Annotated in this window: 10 protein-coding genes; 7 read left to right on the top strand and 3 right to left on the bottom strand. The window is 61.9% G+C overall.

The annotated features are described in order from the left end of the window. Positions 1–142: 142 nt before the first annotated feature. Entirely contained in the window at positions 143–2,491 is a 2,349-nt protein-coding gene (locus tag GKC28_RS00045) for a methyl-accepting chemotaxis protein (protein WP_254604102.1), read from the bottom strand. A 448-nt stretch (positions 2,492–2,939) separates the two neighbouring features. Between GKC28_RS00045 and GKC28_RS00040 the strand changes: the two genes are divergently transcribed. The 5 genes from GKC28_RS00040 to fdhF all read left to right on the top strand — a co-directional run bounded on the left by GKC28_RS00040 (position 2,940) and on the right by fdhF (position 12,205). Next, on the top strand, positions 2,940–5,819 hold the full coding sequence (locus tag GKC28_RS00040; protein ID WP_174144351.1) for a Hint domain-containing protein: 2,880 nt from the start codon (positions 2,940–2,942) through the stop codon (positions 5,817–5,819). 421 nt (positions 5,820–6,240) lie between these two features. Then, the gene (locus GKC28_RS00035; RefSeq protein ID WP_174144349.1) at positions 6,241–6,681 is read left to right on the top strand and encodes a winged helix DNA-binding protein; all 441 of its coding nucleotides are present in this window, start codon (positions 6,241–6,243) and stop codon (positions 6,679–6,681) included. Positions 6,682–6,733: 52 nt separating this feature from the next. Next, on the top strand, positions 6,734–7,645 hold the full coding sequence (locus GKC28_RS00030) for a LysR family transcriptional regulator (RefSeq protein ID WP_174144347.1): 912 nt from the start codon (positions 6,734–6,736) through the stop codon (positions 7,643–7,645). Positions 7,646–7,738: 93 nt separating this feature from the next. Continuing rightward, the gene (locus tag GKC28_RS00025) at positions 7,739–9,427 is read left to right on the top strand and encodes an NAD(P)H-dependent oxidoreductase subunit E (protein ID WP_174144344.1); all 1,689 of its coding nucleotides are present in this window, start codon (positions 7,739–7,741) and stop codon (positions 9,425–9,427) included. Positions 9,428–9,430: 3 nt separating this feature from the next. Further along, positions 9,431–12,205: a formate dehydrogenase subunit alpha gene (gene fdhF / locus GKC28_RS00020; RefSeq protein WP_174144335.1), complete on the top strand. Its 2,775-nt coding sequence runs from the start codon at positions 9,431–9,433 to the stop codon at positions 12,203–12,205. A gap of 187 nt (positions 12,206–12,392) precedes the next feature. Here the strand turns inward: fdhF and GKC28_RS00015 are convergent, their stop codons facing one another. Beyond that, complete coding sequence (locus GKC28_RS00015) at positions 12,393–13,007, bottom strand: TetR/AcrR family transcriptional regulator (RefSeq protein WP_174144331.1); 615 nt, start codon at positions 13,005–13,007, stop codon at positions 12,393–12,395. A 124-nt stretch (positions 13,008–13,131) separates the two neighbouring features. Between GKC28_RS00015 and GKC28_RS00010 the strand changes: the two genes are divergently transcribed. Together GKC28_RS00010 and GKC28_RS00005 are read left to right on the top strand one after the other, a co-directional pair. Further along, on the top strand, positions 13,132–15,177 hold the full coding sequence (locus GKC28_RS00010; RefSeq protein ID WP_174144328.1) for an NADH:flavin oxidoreductase: 2,046 nt from the start codon (positions 13,132–13,134) through the stop codon (positions 15,175–15,177). A 1-nt stretch (position 15,178) separates the two neighbouring features. Further along, positions 15,179–15,904 (top strand): NAD(P)-binding domain-containing protein, encoded by a 726-nt coding sequence (locus GKC28_RS00005; protein WP_174144324.1) that lies wholly within the window; start codon positions 15,179–15,181, stop codon positions 15,902–15,904. Positions 15,905–16,441: 537 nt separating this feature from the next. Here GKC28_RS00005 and GKC28_RS26160 read toward each other — a convergent pair. Continuing rightward, a partial coding sequence (locus tag GKC28_RS26160) for a hypothetical protein (RefSeq protein ID WP_217433935.1) occupies positions 16,442–16,814 on the bottom strand: 373 nt, incomplete at its 5' end.

The raw sequence follows: 16,814 nt of genomic DNA, 5'->3' as shown, positions 1-16,814 counted from the left end.
CCTGAAATATTGCCTGGTGTTCGGATTTGTTCCATTTTCCTTTTAAAGTCTGAAAATCCGGTTTCCACAATATGGTTAGTTGCGGCTGCTGCTAAGTGTGGCGCAAGCAGCCGCCGCCGCAATAGTTCGGACCGGGACGGGATCAGAAGTCCTGCCATTTTGCCAAGGCGGCCGATCCGTCCGAAACAGGCATGGCAGCGGGCGTCTCCGCGAATTCGTCCCAGCCGGTCCCATGCGCCGACGGAAGCTCCGGCCGGGTGTCCCGGCGCGGGGCCGCCATTTCCAGCCCAACGTCGAATTGCGCCACCAGGCCGGCCAGATTGGTGGCGTCGCCGTTCAGCAGCTGGCCGGCCGCCGTCATCTGCTCCACCATTGCGGCATTTTGCTGGGTGACCTGGTCAAGCTGCATCACCCCGGTGTTGATCTCGCCGATGCCGGTCGACTGTTCTGCCGCGCCTGTGGCGATATCCGAGACCAGGCCGGAAATATGCGACACCTGCGAGACGATGCTGTGAAGCGCCTCGCCGGCCTTGCCGACCAGGTCCACGCCCTTTTCGACCTGTTCGCCGGAATTGGAAATCAGCGTCTTGATCTCCATGGCCGCATCCGAGGAACGCTGTGCCAGCGCCCGCACTTCGGAGGCGACGACGGCAAAGCCGCGCCCTGCCTCGCCGGCGCGGGCGGCTTCGACACCCGCATTCAGGGCCAGCAGATTGGTCTGGAAGGCGATGTCGTCGATCACGCCGATGATCTGGGAAATATGGCGGGAGGATTCCTCGATCCCGTTCATCGCGGTGACGGCGTTCTGCACAACCTCGCCGCTGGCCGTTGCCTCGTCCCGGGCCTCGTTCATCGCGGTTTCCACCTTGCGTGCGCCATCCGCAGCGGCCTTGACGCTGGCGGTCATCTGATCCAGCGCCGCGGCGGTCTGCTCCAGCGTTGCAGCCTGGCTTTCGGTGCGCTGCGACAGGTCGTCAGAGGCCTGGCTGATCTCCGAGGTGCCATTGCGGATGCTGGTGGTGGCCTCCACCACTTCGCGCACGGTTGCGTTCAGCGTGTTGACCGTCTGGTTGAAATCGAGCCGCAGGCCCTTGTAGGCCTCGGGGAAGGGCGCGTCGATCGTGGTTGAAAAATCGCCCTTTGCCAGGCGGGTCAGGCCGGTGCGCAATTCATTCACCACAAGATCCTGCTGGCGCTGCGCTTCCGCCCGTTCCTCATCAGCAAGCTGGGCTTTTTGCAGATCGGTTTTGAAGCCTTCCAGGATGCCGGCGATATTGCCGAATTCGTCGCCAGTGCCCAGACCGGCCACAGGATGGCCGTAGTCCTTGGCGGCAATGTGTTCGACGCTGTCGGACAGGCCGGACACCTTGCGCGCAATGCCGCGGGCCGCGATCCAGGACAGCAGCGCCACCGCAAGAGCGACGCCGACAGCCTGCAGCATCGAGGCATTGACCAGGCTTTTCTCGGCTGCCAGGGCCTCGGCGCTGTCGACCTCCAGCACGATGCCCCAGGTTCGGTCGTCCAGACCGACGCTTGCAGCCATCGCCTCAACCGGCTGGCCGTAGAGGCCCGGGGTGCCGGAGAAGCTGCTTTCCCCACCGCTGAGCGCCGCGGTGATCTGCTGGAGTTCGGGCAGCTTTGTCAGGACCTGGTGACCGCCTTCGCGATCCGATGCGGTCAGGGCGATGCCGTCGCCGCGCACCAGATAAGCCTGCCCGGTTTCGCCGAGCAATGCGGACCGGGACAGAATGCCGGCAATGCCATCCACCGGTACACGCAATACCAGCGCCCCCATGATCGCGCCTTTCTTGAAGACGGGCGAGGAGATGAACATGGCAGCTGCACCGCCATCGGCCTCATATGCAGCCATCTCCGACAGGTACACCTTGCCCTGCTCCATCTCCAGGGCGGCGCGGAAGGCCAGGCCCAGCCCGCTGTCCTTGTACGGCCCGTCCAGATAGTTCAGGGCGAAGTCTTCGTTCTTGTGGACCGAGTAGACCATGTTGCCCTGCACATCCAAAAGATAGGCGTCCAGGAACCCCTGTTCTTCAAGGAAGGTGACAAAACCGATGTGGTTCATCTTGTGGCGGATCGACCAGGCTGATTTGTCCTTGGCGTCCAGCAGCTTGTAGCGCTCGCCTGCCGGGTTCGGGTTGCCGTCGGCATAGGTAGCGCGCAGATGGCCGCTGGGATCGTCGCCAAGCGAGTAGAACCCGTTGGAAAAGTCGCGCAGCGCTGTTTCAACCGCCTTGCTGGCAACCAGCGTCCGGGTCTGGGAGCGCAGCCCCGCAACCCAGTTCTCCAGCGCTTCCTTGCGCTCTTCCAGCAGCGTGGCATAGGCCGCCTCGCGGTTGGTTTTCAGCGCCTGCCCGGCCTCCCAGGCAAAGAAGAAGCCCGAGGCGAGCGTCAGAAAGATTGTCGGCGCGGCAATGGAGAGCGGCAGCTTGCGGCCCAGCCGCATGTTGTTCCAGAATTTAAACAGTCGAGTCATAACGGCGAAGTTCCCATCAACATTTCAGTCTGCCGGACTGCCTGAGAGCGGCCTTTGGCGGTGCCGGCAGTGAGGTGCCGGACGTCAAAACATTTGGGGGGATTCATTTCAGGGCCGTTAAAATGGCCGCCGTAGCCCTGTATTTGAGCCTTTCGGCGGCCTAGGGCGGCGGAAAAAACGTTCCACTTTTAACTGAACGCCTTCAGGTCGGCGCGAATCATCTGCGGCCCGGAATGGTGCGGAGCACCCTTTGTCACCGGTCGGCATGGCATTGCACTGTCGCGGGGCATACCGGCCGTTTCGTTGCAGGTCCGGCCCGGCTTCTTCCGGATTTACCATTCATTACAGGGATGGCTGTATTGAGGGCAGAACCAACGGCGCCTAAGCCAAAAACACGTGGCCTTGTACGGGCGCCCGTACAGCCATGACCGGAATATGAGATTTTACTATGGCATTACCTGACTGGCTTGCCGGCCTTCTTGCGACCCTGAAAGGCACAGTAGGCAACGACAGGCTTGCAGGAACCACCGGTGATGACATCATCGAAGCCGGCGCCGGTGCCGACACCGTTGCGGGGGAGGAAGGCAACGATGCCATCGATGCCGGCGACGGCGATGATGTCATCTACGGCGACATGGGGGACGGGTTCAATCAGGGCACGGATGCCAGCCCGCTTGAACTGAACATTAACAAAATCCAGACCATCTCGCATGACGGCTGGACCGGGTCTGCCGGTAACTACGCAGTTTTCAGCGACATCGCGACACTTGAAGATGGCACCAAGGTCTGGGGCAAACTTGTCCTGGTGGAGAAATCCAATTCGAACATGTCGGTGCAGTTCGGTTATACCGAAGGTGCTGAAATTTTGCTGGAAGGCGATCAGGCTGGCGATCAGGCGACGTTCCGATTGGAATTCTTCGACCCGGCAACGGGGGAGCCGGTCTATCTGAATTCCACTGCCACTTTCAACGATGTCGATGACAACAGCGGTTACGGCGATGCTGAGGCGGTCATCATCGACGGCAATAGCTTCACCTCCTTTGGCGTCGCTTCGAATACTTCTCTCAGCACTTCAACCGACGGCAATTTGGTAACGGCCAGCGGGACTCAGTATAATAGCTACACGGATCAGGATGCCTGGTTTTCTGCGGCGTTCGAGGACCGCTCTTCGATCGAGTTCACCCTGCAGACCCGCGACGGGCTGGCGGGGTTCACCCTATCCGGCGACGTTATCGACGATCCGGTTATCACCCCGATCGAGCAAGGCGCCGACACCGTTTTCGCGGGGGGCGGGCATGACATTGTCTATGGCCAGGGCGGTAATGACTCACTTTTGGGCGAAGATGGCGACGACAGCCTAGACGGCGGCGATGGCGATGATGTGCTTGACGGGGGCGCTGGGGCTGACACGCTGATCGGCGGTCTTGGGGCGGATACGATCGCCGGGGGCGACGGCGATGACTACATCGAAGGCGGCGCCGGCAACGATAGTCTAACCACCGGCCTTGGCAATGACACGCTGATCGGCGGTGAAGGCGACGACACCCTGAGGAATTCGGCCGGCGATGACAGCCTGGTCGGCGGCACCGGCAACGACAGTATCGTTGCGACTGACGGCAACGACACCCTGGAGGGCGGCGACGGGTCCGACACCATGTATGGCGGCAACGATGACGACCTCCTGCTTGGGGGCGCTGACTCTGACCTGATGTATGGTGAGACCGGCAATGACCGCCTGGAAGGCGGCGACGGCGACGACGTGATGGACGGGGGCGCTGGGGCTGACACGCTGATCGGCGGCCTGGGTGCGGACACGATCTCCGGCGGTGATGGCGATGACTACATCGAAGGCGGCGACGGTGATGACAGCCTGACCACCGGCCTGGGCAATGACACGCTGATCGGCGGTGCCGGCAACGATACTCTCAGAAACTCGGCCGGCGACGACAGTCTTGTCGGCGGGGCCGGCGACGACAGCATTGTTGCAACCGACGGCAATGACACGCTGGAAGGCGGCGACGGTGCCGACACAATGTACGGCGGCAACGATGACGACTTGCTGGTTGGCGGGGCCGGTGCCGACGAGATGCACGGCGAAGCCGATGCCGATACCTTCGAAATGTCGGACGGGTTCGGAAATGACACCCTGACCGGCGGCGAGGCCGGTAATGACTATGACACTGTGGACATGTCGGGTGTCACCACAGGAGTCACTGTCACCTACACCGGCGACGAGGCCGGCACGATCACCGACGGTGCCGACACGATCACATTCTCGGAGATCGAGGCGCTTCATCTCACGGATCAGGCGGATGTAGTCGACGCTTCTTCAGACAGCGCCGGAACCGTGATCGATGCAGGCGCTGGTGACGACACCGTAGCTTTCGGGGCCGGTAATGACTCGATCACCAGCGGAACAGGCTATGATGAGCTGATCCTGAGCGGTGGCGGCGGCACCGATACGATCACCGACTTCAGCATTGCCGATGACGATCTTGACGGCTTCTATAATGACCAGTTGGACATTTCGGACCTGACGGGCGGCACCGGACCGGCCGGAGCCGTGCGCGCCTGGGACATCTCTGTCAGTGACGATGGGTCCGGCAATGCCCTGCTCACCTTCCCGGGCGGGGAAATGCTTGTTCTGCAGGGGGTGACCCCGGCGCAGATGACAACCGCGCAGCAGATGTATTCCGCCGGGATCCCCTGTTTTACGCCTGATGTTCTGATCGCCACCCAGCGCGGCGCGGTACCGGCCGGGCAGATTCGGGTTGGCGACTTACTGCAGACCGCCGACAATGGCTACCAGCCGGTGATCTGGACCGGATGCCGTATCCTGAGCCCGGCGGAACTGGCCCGGCGTCCGCATCTGAGACCTTACCGCGTCCGTCCGGGTGGGCTGTTGTGTCCGGACCGGCCTATGCTGCTGTCCCCGCAGCATCGCTTGCTGATTGGCCGCAGGGCTTTGGGGGCGGACAGGCGGTTTGACGAAAGCTTCCTGTCTGCCAAGCTACTTGCGGAGATCGACACCAGCTGCGTTCAGGTGTCAGGTGCAAGCGGTCCGGTCACCTATGTGCATCTCATGACGGAGCAGCACGAAGTGATCTTTGCCGAAGGTATTGCAACAGAAACTTTCTGGCCGGGGCCTGAGGCTGTCCGCGGATTGAACACCGAAGGCCGGCGGGAGCTGTTTGAGCTGTTCCCAGCTCTGGCCCCAGCGGTTTGTCTTTCCGGGGCAACTGGCAGGAGACAGGTGCGCGAGACCTATGGCGGGCTTGCGCGCGACGCCATGCGGCGGCGCGATTTGCGGAACCTGACGATTTCCTGAGCCCTTTCAGCAGGCTTGGATCCCGGCACCTGAAAGCTGGTGGCTGGCAGGAAGTCCTGCCGCCTGCAAGTATTGCTGGCCTGCCAATTGTGCGGATGCGTGCATCGTTTTAATCTTGCCTGCCAGTTCTGCCGTGTGATCGGGCAGGGTATTGAAGTTTCGGCGATTTGAGCGGATATGTTGCGGTGTATTTGAATTGGATCTTCGGAATTAAGCTTGGCCTGCCGCAGGGTGCTTGAGTGCCTTGAATTGTGGCCCGGGCGGTGCGCCGCAGGCACCGGCATTCTGATCCATACCATTTTGCCTGTTTTGAGGCAGCAGATTTTGGAGTTGTTCGTTGGATCATTCAGTCAGTCAGTCCTTGTTTTCAGACCCATTTGATCAGCAGCCTTCTGACAGGTTTCGGGATTTGGAATTAGCGGTGCAGCGGACGCATGAGGGGCTTGTCCGCTGGCAGGTGGCGCGTTTCGAACAGCTTAGCGGCGTGGCGTTGTCGGGGGCGGAAATCACCTTGCTGCTTCTGATCGGAGAAAGCGGCCGCTCTATCTCGATCAAGGAAATGGCCCGGATCACCAATCGCGTGGATATTCCCAACATTCAGTATTCTTTGCGCAAACTGGCCTCAGCGGGATTGACACAGAAGCAGGGCGCAGGCCGCTCGGGTGTATCCTACAGCCTCACGGAGGAGGGCAGCCAGGCTGCCGCGGAAATGCGGGCTGCCCGCGAAGATCTCCTGGAAAAGGCGCTTGCAGGCAGCCCTGGTATGGCGGTGCAGCTGCAGAGCGCCCTGGCCGTTCTGGAGGAGTTGACCGTGCTTTACGGATCCACGGAAACCTCCGTTGGCCCCGCCAGCCAAGGCTGAGCCGGCAACTGTTCCATTGTACAGACCGGCGGCAGCGGCTTAAGGTTCCGTCATGATCGAACTCAAGGACCTTATGCTGCTGACAGCGCTGGCGCGGCACAAGCATTTCGCCAAGGCAGCCGCTGATTGCGGCATGTCGCAGCCGGCCTTTTCCATGCGGATCCGCAATCTGGAAGAGCGGCTGGGCCTGTCCATTGTGCGCCGGGCCAACCGTTTCCAGGGGCTGACAGAGGAAGGCATGATGATCGTGCGCCGGGCACGCTCGATCCTCGACGATGCCAAGGCGCTGGAACAGGAGATCGCCGCAACCCGCGGTGAAGTGAGCGGCACGCTGGTGCTGGGAGTGGTGCCAACTGCCACTGCCTGGGCCGCACAGCTGGTGGACCAGGTGCATCAGGCCTACCCGCGGATTCTGGCGCAGGTGGAGGTCACCACCTCGCTGGCTATCCAGCAGCGGCTGTATGATGGTACAATCGATGCCGGAATTACCTATGCCGACGGTATGGGCCGCGAACTGGTGACGGTGCAGCAGCTGTATGAGGAAAGCTATGTGCTTCTGGCACCGGAAGACATGGTGGCCGGCCGCGGTGATGCGATCAGCTGGGCGGAAGCGGCTGAACTGCCGCTGAGCCTTTTGGACCAGCAGATGCAGAACCGGCGGATTCTGGACCGGATCTTTGCCGATCTGGGGCTGAGGCCGGAGATCGTTTCCGAGTCCAACGGCTTCATGGCGTCGATGGTGCTGGCGCGGGAAGGCTCGGCAGCAACCATCCTGCCGCGGGCGCTGATGCAGGCGCTGGGCGACCTGGGCGGCACCCGGGTTCTGGCGCTGGTGGAGCCCGAGCAGGCGCGGCCGATCTGCATTGCGACTCTGGACCGGACACCGGAACTCACAACTGTGCGCGCTTTGAAAGAGGTAGTTGCGACGTTTGTAGACAATAGGATGCCGCAAATGGCGTCATAAGATTTCCTGATCGTGCAATCCAATTTCCAGATTTGACGATATTCATTCTTGATGGCATTGGCTGAATGAAAGACGTGCTGACTGGAGGATCCCATGGCACCATTGGATGATAGCAAGGGCGTATGGAAGTCCGGCAAAGGCAAGGGCCGCAAAACGCCCAAAGGCCGCCAGGTTAACGACATTGCGCTGAGCGAGGTTCAGGAACTGCTGGGGGACCGCCCGCGCAACCGTGACCTCTTGATTGAGTTCCTGCACCTGATTCAGGACAAATACGGCTGCCTCAGCGCCGCACACATCCGGGCGCTGGCCGAGGAGATGCGGACCGGTCAGGCAGAGATCTATGAAGTGGCTACCTTCTACGCCCATTTCGATGTGGTGAAGGAAGGCGAGACGCCGCCGCCGGCGCTGACCATCCGGGTCTGTGATTCGCTGTCCTGCGAACTGGCGGGTGCCCAGCAGCTGCAGAAGGCGCTGGAAGATGGCTTGGACGCAAGCCAGGTCCGCGTGCTGCGCGCGCCCTGCATGGGCCGCTGCGATACAGCGCCGGTGCTGGAGATCGGCCATAACCACATCGACCACGCCACCATCGAAAAGGTGGAAGCGGCGATCGCGGCAGACGACACTCACGCGCACATCCCCGAGTATGAAACCTTCGCCGCCTATGAAGCGGAAGGCGGCTATGCCACGCTGAAGGACCTGCGTGCGAATGGCGACTGGGAAGCGGTACAGGCGAAAGTCAAGGAAGCCGGCCTGCGCGGTCTGGGCGGAGCTGGCTTCCCGTCCGGCACCAAATGGGGTTTCGTGCGCGCCAACGAAGGCCCGCGCTACCTCGCCGTGAACGGCGACGAAGGCGAGCCCGGCACCTTCAAGGACCGCTACTATCTGGAGCGCACCCCGCATGTCTTCCTTGAGGGGATGCTGATCGCCTCCTGGGCCGTCGAGGCCGAGAAAGCCTTCATCTACATGCGCGACGAATATCCGGCGGTGCTGGAGATCCTGCGCCGCGAGATCAAGGCGCTGGAAGACGCCGGCATCGTCGAGGAAGGCTACATCGATCTGCGCCGCGGGGCAGGGGCCTATATCTGCGGCGAAGAAAGCGCGATGATCGAGTCGATCGAAGGCAAGCGCGGCGAGCCGCGCCACCGTCCGCCGTTTGTGGCGCAGGTGGGTGTCTTCGGCCGCCCGACCCTGGTCCACAACGTCGAGACCCTGTACTGGGTCTGCAAGATCAACCGCGAAGGCCCGGAGTGCCTGAATTCGGTTGAGAAGAACGGCCGCAAGGGCCTGCGCAGCTACTCTGTCTCGGGCCGCGTGAAGAACCCGGGCGTGCATCTGCTGCCCGCCGGCTCCACCATCACCGACATCATCGAGGCCTGCGGCGGCATGCTGGATGGCCACGCGTTCAAGGCTTACCAGCCGGGCGGGCCGTCCTCGGGCCTGCTGCCTGCGTCGATGAATGACATTCCGCTCGACTTCGACACGCTGCAGCCGCATGGCACCTTCATCGGCTCCGCTGCCGTGGTGGTGCTGTCCGACCAGGACTCGGCCCGCGACGCGGCGCTGAACATGCTGCGCTTCTTCGAGGACGAAAGCTGCGGCCAGTGCACCCCCTGCCGGGTGGGCTGTGAAAAAGCCGTCAAGCTGATGAGCGAGAAGAAGTGGGATCAGGGCCTGCTGGAAGAGCTGAGCACCGCTATGGTCGATGCCTCGATCTGCGGCCTCGGCCAGGCTGCGCCGAACCCGATCCGCCTGACCATGAAACATTTTCCGGATGAGGTCTGAGCCATGAGCGATAAAGTCACATTCACACTCGATGGCGAACAGGTCACGGCGGACAAGGGCCTGACCATCTGGGAAGTCGCCAACGGCCGCGGGCTGAAGATCCCGCATCTGTGCCACAAGCCGCAGCCGGGTTACCGTCCGGACGGCAACTGCCGCGCCTGTATGGTGGAGATCGAGGGCGAGCGCACGCTGGCGGCCTCCTGCATCCGCGAGCCCGCCGAGGGCATGGTTGTCACCACCAACAACGCGCGCGCGGAAAACGCCCGCAAGATGGTGATGGAACTGCTGGTTGCTGACCAGCCCAAGAAGGAAGAGGCGCACGACAAGTCCTCCCACATGTGGGACATGGCGGAGCTGAACGGCGTGACGGAATCCCGTTTCCCGAAACTGGAAGAAGGCCGCATCCCGCTGCTGGACGACAGCCACGTTGCCATGAAGGTGAACCTGGACGCCTGTATTTCCTGCGGCCTGTGCGTGCGTGCCTGCCGTGAAGTGCAGGTGAACGACGTGATCGGCATGGCCGGCCGCGGCCACGATGCCTATCCGACCTTCGACATCGCCGACCCGATGGGCCAGTCCACTTGTGTGGCCTGCGGCGAGTGCGTCCAGGCCTGCCCGACCGGCGCGCTGATGCCCGCCACCGTGCTGGACGAAAACCAGGTCGGCGACAGCAAGGACTACGATTCCGAAACCGAAAGCGTCTGCCCGTTCTGCGGCGTGGGCTGCAAGGTCTCGCTCAAGGTCAAGGACGGCAAGGTCAAGCACGTCGAGGGCATCAACGGCCCGGCAAACGAAGGCCGTCTGTGTGTCAAGGGCCGCTTTGGTTTTGACTACATCCACCATCCGCACCGCCTGACCAAGCCGCTGATCCGCCGCGACGACGCGCCGGCCAAGGGGCTGAATGTCGATCCGGGCAACCTGTCGACCCATTTCCGCGAAGCGACCTGGGAAGAGGCGATGGATCTGGCCGCCAAGGGTCTGATGAAGCTGCTCGATGAGAACCCGAAGTCGGTTGCGGGCTTCGGTTCGGCGAAATGCACCAACGAAGAGGCCTATCTCTTCCAGAAGTTCATCCGCCAGGGCTTCAAGCACAACAACGTCGACCACTGCACCCGCCTGTGCCACGCGTCCTCCGTTGCGGCGCTGATCGAAAATGTCGGCTCCGGTGCTGTGACCGCGACCTTCAACGAGATCGAAAACGCGGATGTGGCGATCGTCATCGGCTCCAACCCGATCGAGAACCACCCGGTGGCTGCGACCTACTTCAAGCAGTTCACCAAGCGCGGCGGCAAGCTGATCGTGATGGATCCGCGCGGCGTCGGCCTGCGCCGGTTTGCCACCGAAATGGTGCAGTTCCGCCCGGGCGCGGACGTGTCGATGCTGAACGCGATCATGAGCGTGATCGTTGAGGAAGAGCTCTACGATCAGGAGTACATCGACAAGTACACCGAGAACTGGGAAGCGGAAAAACAGCATCTGGCGCAGTTCACGCCTGAGAAGATGTCGGAAATCTGCGGTGTCTCGCCTGAGCAGCTGCGCAGCGTTGCGCGCACCTTTGCAAAGGGCAAGGCGGGTCTGATCTTCTGGGGCATGGGCGTTTCCCAGCACATCCACGGCACCGACAACTCGCGCTGCCTGATCTCGCTGGCGCTGATGACCGGCAACGTCGGCAAGCCGGGCGCCGGCCTGCACCCGCTGCGCGGCCAGAACAACGTGCAGGGCGCGTCCGACGCGGGCCTGATCCCGATGTTCCTGCCGGACTACCAAACCGTGACCTCGGATGACGTGCGTCGCAGCTTTACGGATGTCTGGGGCGGCGGTGACTTCTCGAACGAGAAGGGCCTGACGGTGACCGAGATCGTGGATGAGGTCTATGCCGGTAACATCAAGGGCATGTACATTCAGGGCGAGAACCCGGCGATGTCGGACCCGGACGTGGATCACGCCCGTGATGCCTTTGCAAAGCTGCAACTGCTGATTGTGCAGGACATCTTCCTGACCGAGACGGCGAATTATGCCGATATCATTCTGCCCGCCTCGGCGCTTTATGAAAAGAACGGCACAGTGTCGAACACCAACCGCCAGGTGCAGCGTGTGCGCCCCGCCGTTCCGCCTCCGGGCGAAGCGCGGGAGGACTGGCAGATCACCGTTGAACTGGCGCAGCGCATCGGTTTGCCCTGGGATTACAAGGATGTCAGCGAAGTCTTTGCCGAGATGAAGCTGAACATGAAGTCTCTGAACAACATCACCTGGGAGCGTCTGGAAACCGAGACCATCACCTACCCGTCGCTGCATGAGACCGACCCCGGTCAGGCGATCGTGTTCGGTGACGGCTTCCCGCGCCCCGAGGGCCGCGCCCGCTTCACCCCGGCATCTGTGATCCCGCCGGATGAAGCACCGGATGCGGATTATCCGATGATCATGACCACCGGCCGCCAGCTGGAGCATTGGCACACCGGGTCGATGACCCGCCGCTCCAAGGTTCTGGATGCGGTGGAGCCGGAGGCAAACTGCTCGCTCAACCCGCGCACCCTGAAGCTGATGGGAATCGAGCCTGGCGAGATGATCCGCCTGTCGACCCGCCGCGGCTCGATCGAGATCATGGCGCGCGCCGACCGGGCAATTGCCGAGGACATGGTGTTTGTTCCCTTTGCCTATGTGGAGGCAGCGGCCAACATCCTGACCAACCCGGCGCTGGACCCCTACGGCAAGATCCCCGAGTTCAAGTTCTCGGCGGTGAAGGTCGAAAAGATCGAAGGGCAGATCGCAGCCGAGTAATCCGGCAGAGCTGCTGGAGCGAACAAGGCGGGCGCGGAACCAGGGCTTCCGCGCCCGTTTCTTCTGGTCGCGCCGGGCTGGCGCCAGGCGCGCGGCCCAACTGCGGGGCGGGCCTTTTTGATGCTTGCCTGGCCAGCGGGAGCGCTTTTGTTTTGGACTGTTCCTTGCGTCCGGGTCCCGGCCGGGTTTAGCGGTGCCGGGACAGAAACCGCTCCAGATCCCGCGGCTCAGGGCGGGTGCCGGTGAATACCTCGATCCAGCCGGGCATCAGGGAAATCCGGTACTCCGTGCTTTCGTGCACCTGCATCGAAATATAACCGATCTGGGTGTAGATCATTGTGCGCGCACGGATCAGCGCATCCGTCTCCGGGTAGCCGAAGCGTGTGAACATGTTGGTCATGGCCTGTTCGCGCCGGGTATCCGCGAGATCCAGCCTCTCTTGCAGGCTGCTGTCGTTGCGCGCCCAGTTGCGGATTGCCAGATCCAGCCTTGCATCAAACAGTTCCGGGTCGATCCAGCAGTCGAACAGATTGAACATCGCTTCGGCAATGCTTTCGGCATAGGCCTCGGTACGGGCCACCAGGTTCCCGGTATTCCGCTCCTCCCAGCGCCGGACCATCGCTTCCAGAAGTTCTTCTCGGTCCTTGAAGTGCCAGTAGAAACTGGTGCGCGAAACGCCAAGCCGTTTGGCCAGCGGCATCACCTTCACCGCTTCCACACCGCTTTCGGTCAGCACCTCATAAGCCGCTGCGAGCCAGTCTTCTTCGCTTAGCCTCGGGCGGGAAATGTCCTGTGTGTCCATGCGCAAGCCATAGCAGCGGGGCCGGGCTGGTGCAACTTTTCTTGACAGGTGTGAAAGTTTTGTCGACATATGTGTCAAGAGTGGCGGAAGACTCGCCGCCAAGCCACCGTGCCAGGAGACGCCCATGTCCAAGGATCCGCTGCTGCAGCCCTACCAGCTGAAGCACCTGACGCTTCGCAACCGGATTATGACCACCAGCCATGAGCCGGCTTATCCGGAGGATGGCATGCCGAAGGCGCGCTATGCCGCCTACCACGCGGAGAGGGCGAAGGCCGGCGTGGCGCTGACGATGACTGCGGGATCGGCTGCGGTCAGCCGCGATAGTCCGCCGGTGTTCAACAACATCCTTGCCTACAAGGACGAAGTGGTTCCCTGGATCCGCAACCTGACCGATCAGGTTCACGAACATGGTGCAGCGGTGATGATCCAGCTCACCCACCTGGGCCGCCGCACCGGCTGGAACAAGGGCGACTGGCTCCCTTCTGTCAGCTCCTCGCGCCACCGGGAGCCTGCGCACCGGTCCTTCCCGAAACTGGCTGAAGACTGGGACATCACCCGCATCATCTCCGACTTCGCCGATGCGGCGGAGCGGATGAAAAAGGGCGGAATGGACGGGATCGAACTGCAGGTTTATGGCCATCTGCTGGATCAATTCTGGTCGCCGCTGACCAATGATCTGGACGGGCCTTACGGCGGCCAGACGCTGGACAGCCGGATGAAGTTGCCGATGGACGTTCTGCAGGCCGTGCGGGACCGTGTCGGAAATGAGTTCATTGTCGGCTTGCGGTACACCGCGGATGAGGCGGAAGCGGGCGGGATCACCCCGGAAGAGGGGCTGGAGATCTCCAAACGCCTGGCGGACAGCGGCATGGTGGACTTCCTCAACGTGATCCGCGGCCGCATCCACACCGATCCGGCCATGACCGATGTGATCCCGGTGCAGGGGATGAAGTCGGCGCCGCATCTGGACTTCGCTGGAGAGGTGAAGAAGGCAACAGGCATGCCGACCTTCCACGCCGCGCGCATTCCGGATGTGGCCACTGCGCGCCACGCGGTTGCCAGCGGCCTGCTGGATATGGTGGGGATGACCCGCGCCCATATGGCCGATCCGCATATCGTGAAGAAGATCATGGAAGGGCGCGAGGATGATATCCGCCCTTGCGTCGGCGCCACCTATTGCTTGGACCGCATCTATCAGGCGGGGGAGGCGCTGTGCATCCACAATGCTGCCACCGGGCGCGAACTCACGATGCCGCACCTGATCACCCCGGCGGAAATCCGCAGGAAAGTGGTAATCGTTGGTGCCGGGCCAGGCGGGCTGGAGGCTGCGCGGGTGGCGGCCGACCGCGGCCATGACGTGACCGTCTTCGAAGCTGCAGCGGAACCGGGCGGCCAAGTCCGCCTGACCGCGCAGAACCCGCGCCGGGCGGAGATGATCGGCATCATCGACTGGCGCATGGCGCAATGCGCGGCCCGGGAGGTGGCGTTCCGTTTCAACACCTGGGCCGAAGCAGAGGATGTTCAGGCGCTGGGCCCGGACGTCGTGATTGTGGCAACCGGCGGAATGCCCTGCATGATGCTGCATGAAACCGGCAGGGACCTGCCCCATGCGGTGTCGAGCTGGGACATCATTTCCGGCGATGTGAAGCCGGCCGGGCACGTTCTGGTCTACGATGAAAGCGGCGATCACCCGGGCCTGATGGCAGCTGAAGCTGCGGCAAATGCGGGCGCCAAAGTGGAGGTGATGACTCCCGACCGGACCTTTGCCCCTGACATCATGGGCATGAACCTGGTGCCTTACATGCGGGCGCTGCAGGACAAGGATGTGACGTTCACGGTTGCCCGCCGCCTGCAGGGGCTGGCGAGCAGCGGCAACAGGCTGACGGCGTCCATCGGCACCGACTACAGCCGCCATTCCTATCAGGTCGAGTATGATCAGGTGGTGCTGAATTACGGAACCCTGCCGCTCGACGATCTCTATTTCGCGCTCAAGGACGTATCGGTCAACCGGGGCGAGGTGGACCAAAGCGCCCTGATCAGCGGTCGGCCGCAAACGATCCGCGCCAATCCCTCGGGCCGGTTTCAGCTGTTCCGCATCGGTGATGCGGTTTCTGCACGCAACACCCACGCGGCGATCTATGATGCGCTGCGGCTGATGAAGGATATCTGATATGCGTTTGGGATTCCTGGGATGCGGAACCATCGCCTCCGCTGTGGTACGGGGGCTGGCGGGCAAGGGCCACCAGATCACCGTCTCGGAACGCAGCGCAAGCCACGCTTCGGCGCTTGCCGAGGCCTTCGATGATGTTGCCGTGGCCGGAAACCAGGCCGTGATCGATGCAAGCGACGTGGTTTTCCTGGGCCTGATGGCGGAGATTGCGGAGGCCGTTCTGAGCGGCCTGACCTTACGGGCGGATCAGCAAGTGGTCTCGTTCATGGCGGGCGCGGAGCTGGAGCAGGTTGCGGACTGGGCTGCGCCGGCAACGGCGGCAGCGGTCATGATGCCGTTTCCCGGCATCGCACAGGGTGGCTCTCCAATCATGGCCCTCGGGGATACCGCCCTGCTTGGCCGGATTTTCGAGCCGGACAACCAGGTCTTCGTGCTTAAGGACGGGGCGGAGCTGAAGTCCTATCTGGCGGCCCAGGCAGTGCTTTCGCCGGCTGCGCGCCTGGTGGGCGATGCTGCGAACTGGCTTGGGCAGCGGGTATCGGACCCCGCTCAAGGAGAGGCCTTCCTGAGGATGCTGGTGTCCACCAGCCTGCAGGCGTCAGAATGCGCGAGCCTGATCGGGGCGCTGAATACGCCAGGCGGGTTTAACCAGCGGCTGCGGCTGCACATGGAAGAGGCTGGAATGCGCAATGCTCTCGCTAAGGGGTTGAGTGAACTCGAAAGCTGAGCCCGCTTGTGTGGAAATCTGACGGCGCCGCAGTTTGCGGCGCTCTATTCGCTTATCGTTCTGCGTCTGCTGCGTTGCGACACAGTTGGCGTTCCTCCAGCTGGATGGGATCGTGGCTTGGTTTCGATTCAGGGGGTCTTGGCCTTTCTTTGATTCCTGGCTTTGAGTCTGCGATTCCTGGCTTTGGGTCTGTGGATAAGGGGGCTGAGTCTGTGGGTAAGCGGTGCGGGGATCTGATTTGGGGGTTCTGGGTTGGAATTGCGGTGTTTGGTGTTGCGGCAGGCGGGTCAGTGTTTCTGACTTTGTTTTGCTGTAAGGTATTGATTTTGTTTGATTTGTGATTTTTCTTTGCGGATTTTGGCGTTTTTCTGAATTTTTGGGTNGGGTCTTGGCCTTTCTTTGATTCCTGGCTTTGAGTCTGCGATTCCTGGCTTTGGGTCTGTGGATAAGGGGGCTGAGTCTGTGGGTAAGCGGTGCGGGGATCTGATTTGGGGGTTCTGGGTTGGAATTGCGGTGTTTGGTGTTGCGGCAGGCGGGTCAGTGTTTCTGACTTTGTTTTGCTGTAAGGTATTGATTTTGTTTGATTTGTGATTTTTCTTTGCGGATTTTGGCGTTTTTCTGAATTTTTGGGTTGCGGGTGTTTTGGTGTAACCGTAAAAGCCCCCTCACCGGCGGCGCTGAGGCGCTGCTGAGACACACCGGACGGGGCGGCGGCGACGCAGGATCGGACGGGAGACGGGCCGGAGAGACGGCTGGACGCTCAGGAGAGACTGGGTCATTTTGGAGATTTTGCAGGCGGGCGCGCTGAGGGATTGGCGCAACGGTCTGGTTTTGGCCTCCGGATGATGCTCTTTGACATTGATGGAATACTGAAGAGATATGCGGGCGGTTTGGTTCATTTCGATGGATC

Source organism: Leisingera sp. ANG59 (assembly GCF_013317235.1).
Classification (GTDB): domain Bacteria; phylum Pseudomonadota; class Alphaproteobacteria; order Rhodobacterales; family Rhodobacteraceae; genus Leisingera.
The sequence above is the reverse complement of the archived record's forward strand: the minus strand, read 5'-3'. Positions and strand labels throughout refer to the sequence as shown.

Excerpts from the sequence above, each read along its gene's own strand:
- GKC28_RS00045 (WP_254604102.1), bottom strand. The coding sequence starts at position 2,491 with ATGACTCGACTGTTTAAATTCTGGAACAACATGCGGCTGGGCCGCAAG.
- GKC28_RS00040 (WP_174144351.1), top strand. The coding sequence starts at position 2,940 with ATGGCATTACCTGACTGGCTTGCCGGCCTTCTTGCGACCCTGAAAGGC.
- GKC28_RS00030 (WP_174144347.1), top strand. The coding sequence starts at position 6,734 with ATGATCGAACTCAAGGACCTTATGCTGCTGACAGCGCTGGCGCGGCAC.
- GKC28_RS00025 (WP_174144344.1), top strand. The coding sequence starts at position 7,739 with ATGGCACCATTGGATGATAGCAAGGGCGTATGGAAGTCCGGCAAAGGC.
- fdhF (WP_174144335.1), top strand. The coding sequence starts at position 9,431 with ATGAGCGATAAAGTCACATTCACACTCGATGGCGAACAGGTCACGGCG.
- GKC28_RS00015 (WP_174144331.1), bottom strand. The coding sequence starts at position 13,007 with ATGGACACACAGGACATTTCCCGCCCGAGGCTAAGCGAAGAAGACTGG.
- GKC28_RS00010 (WP_174144328.1), top strand. The coding sequence starts at position 13,132 with ATGTCCAAGGATCCGCTGCTGCAGCCCTACCAGCTGAAGCACCTGACG.
- GKC28_RS00005 (WP_174144324.1), top strand. The coding sequence starts at position 15,179 with ATGCGTTTGGGATTCCTGGGATGCGGAACCATCGCCTCCGCTGTGGTA.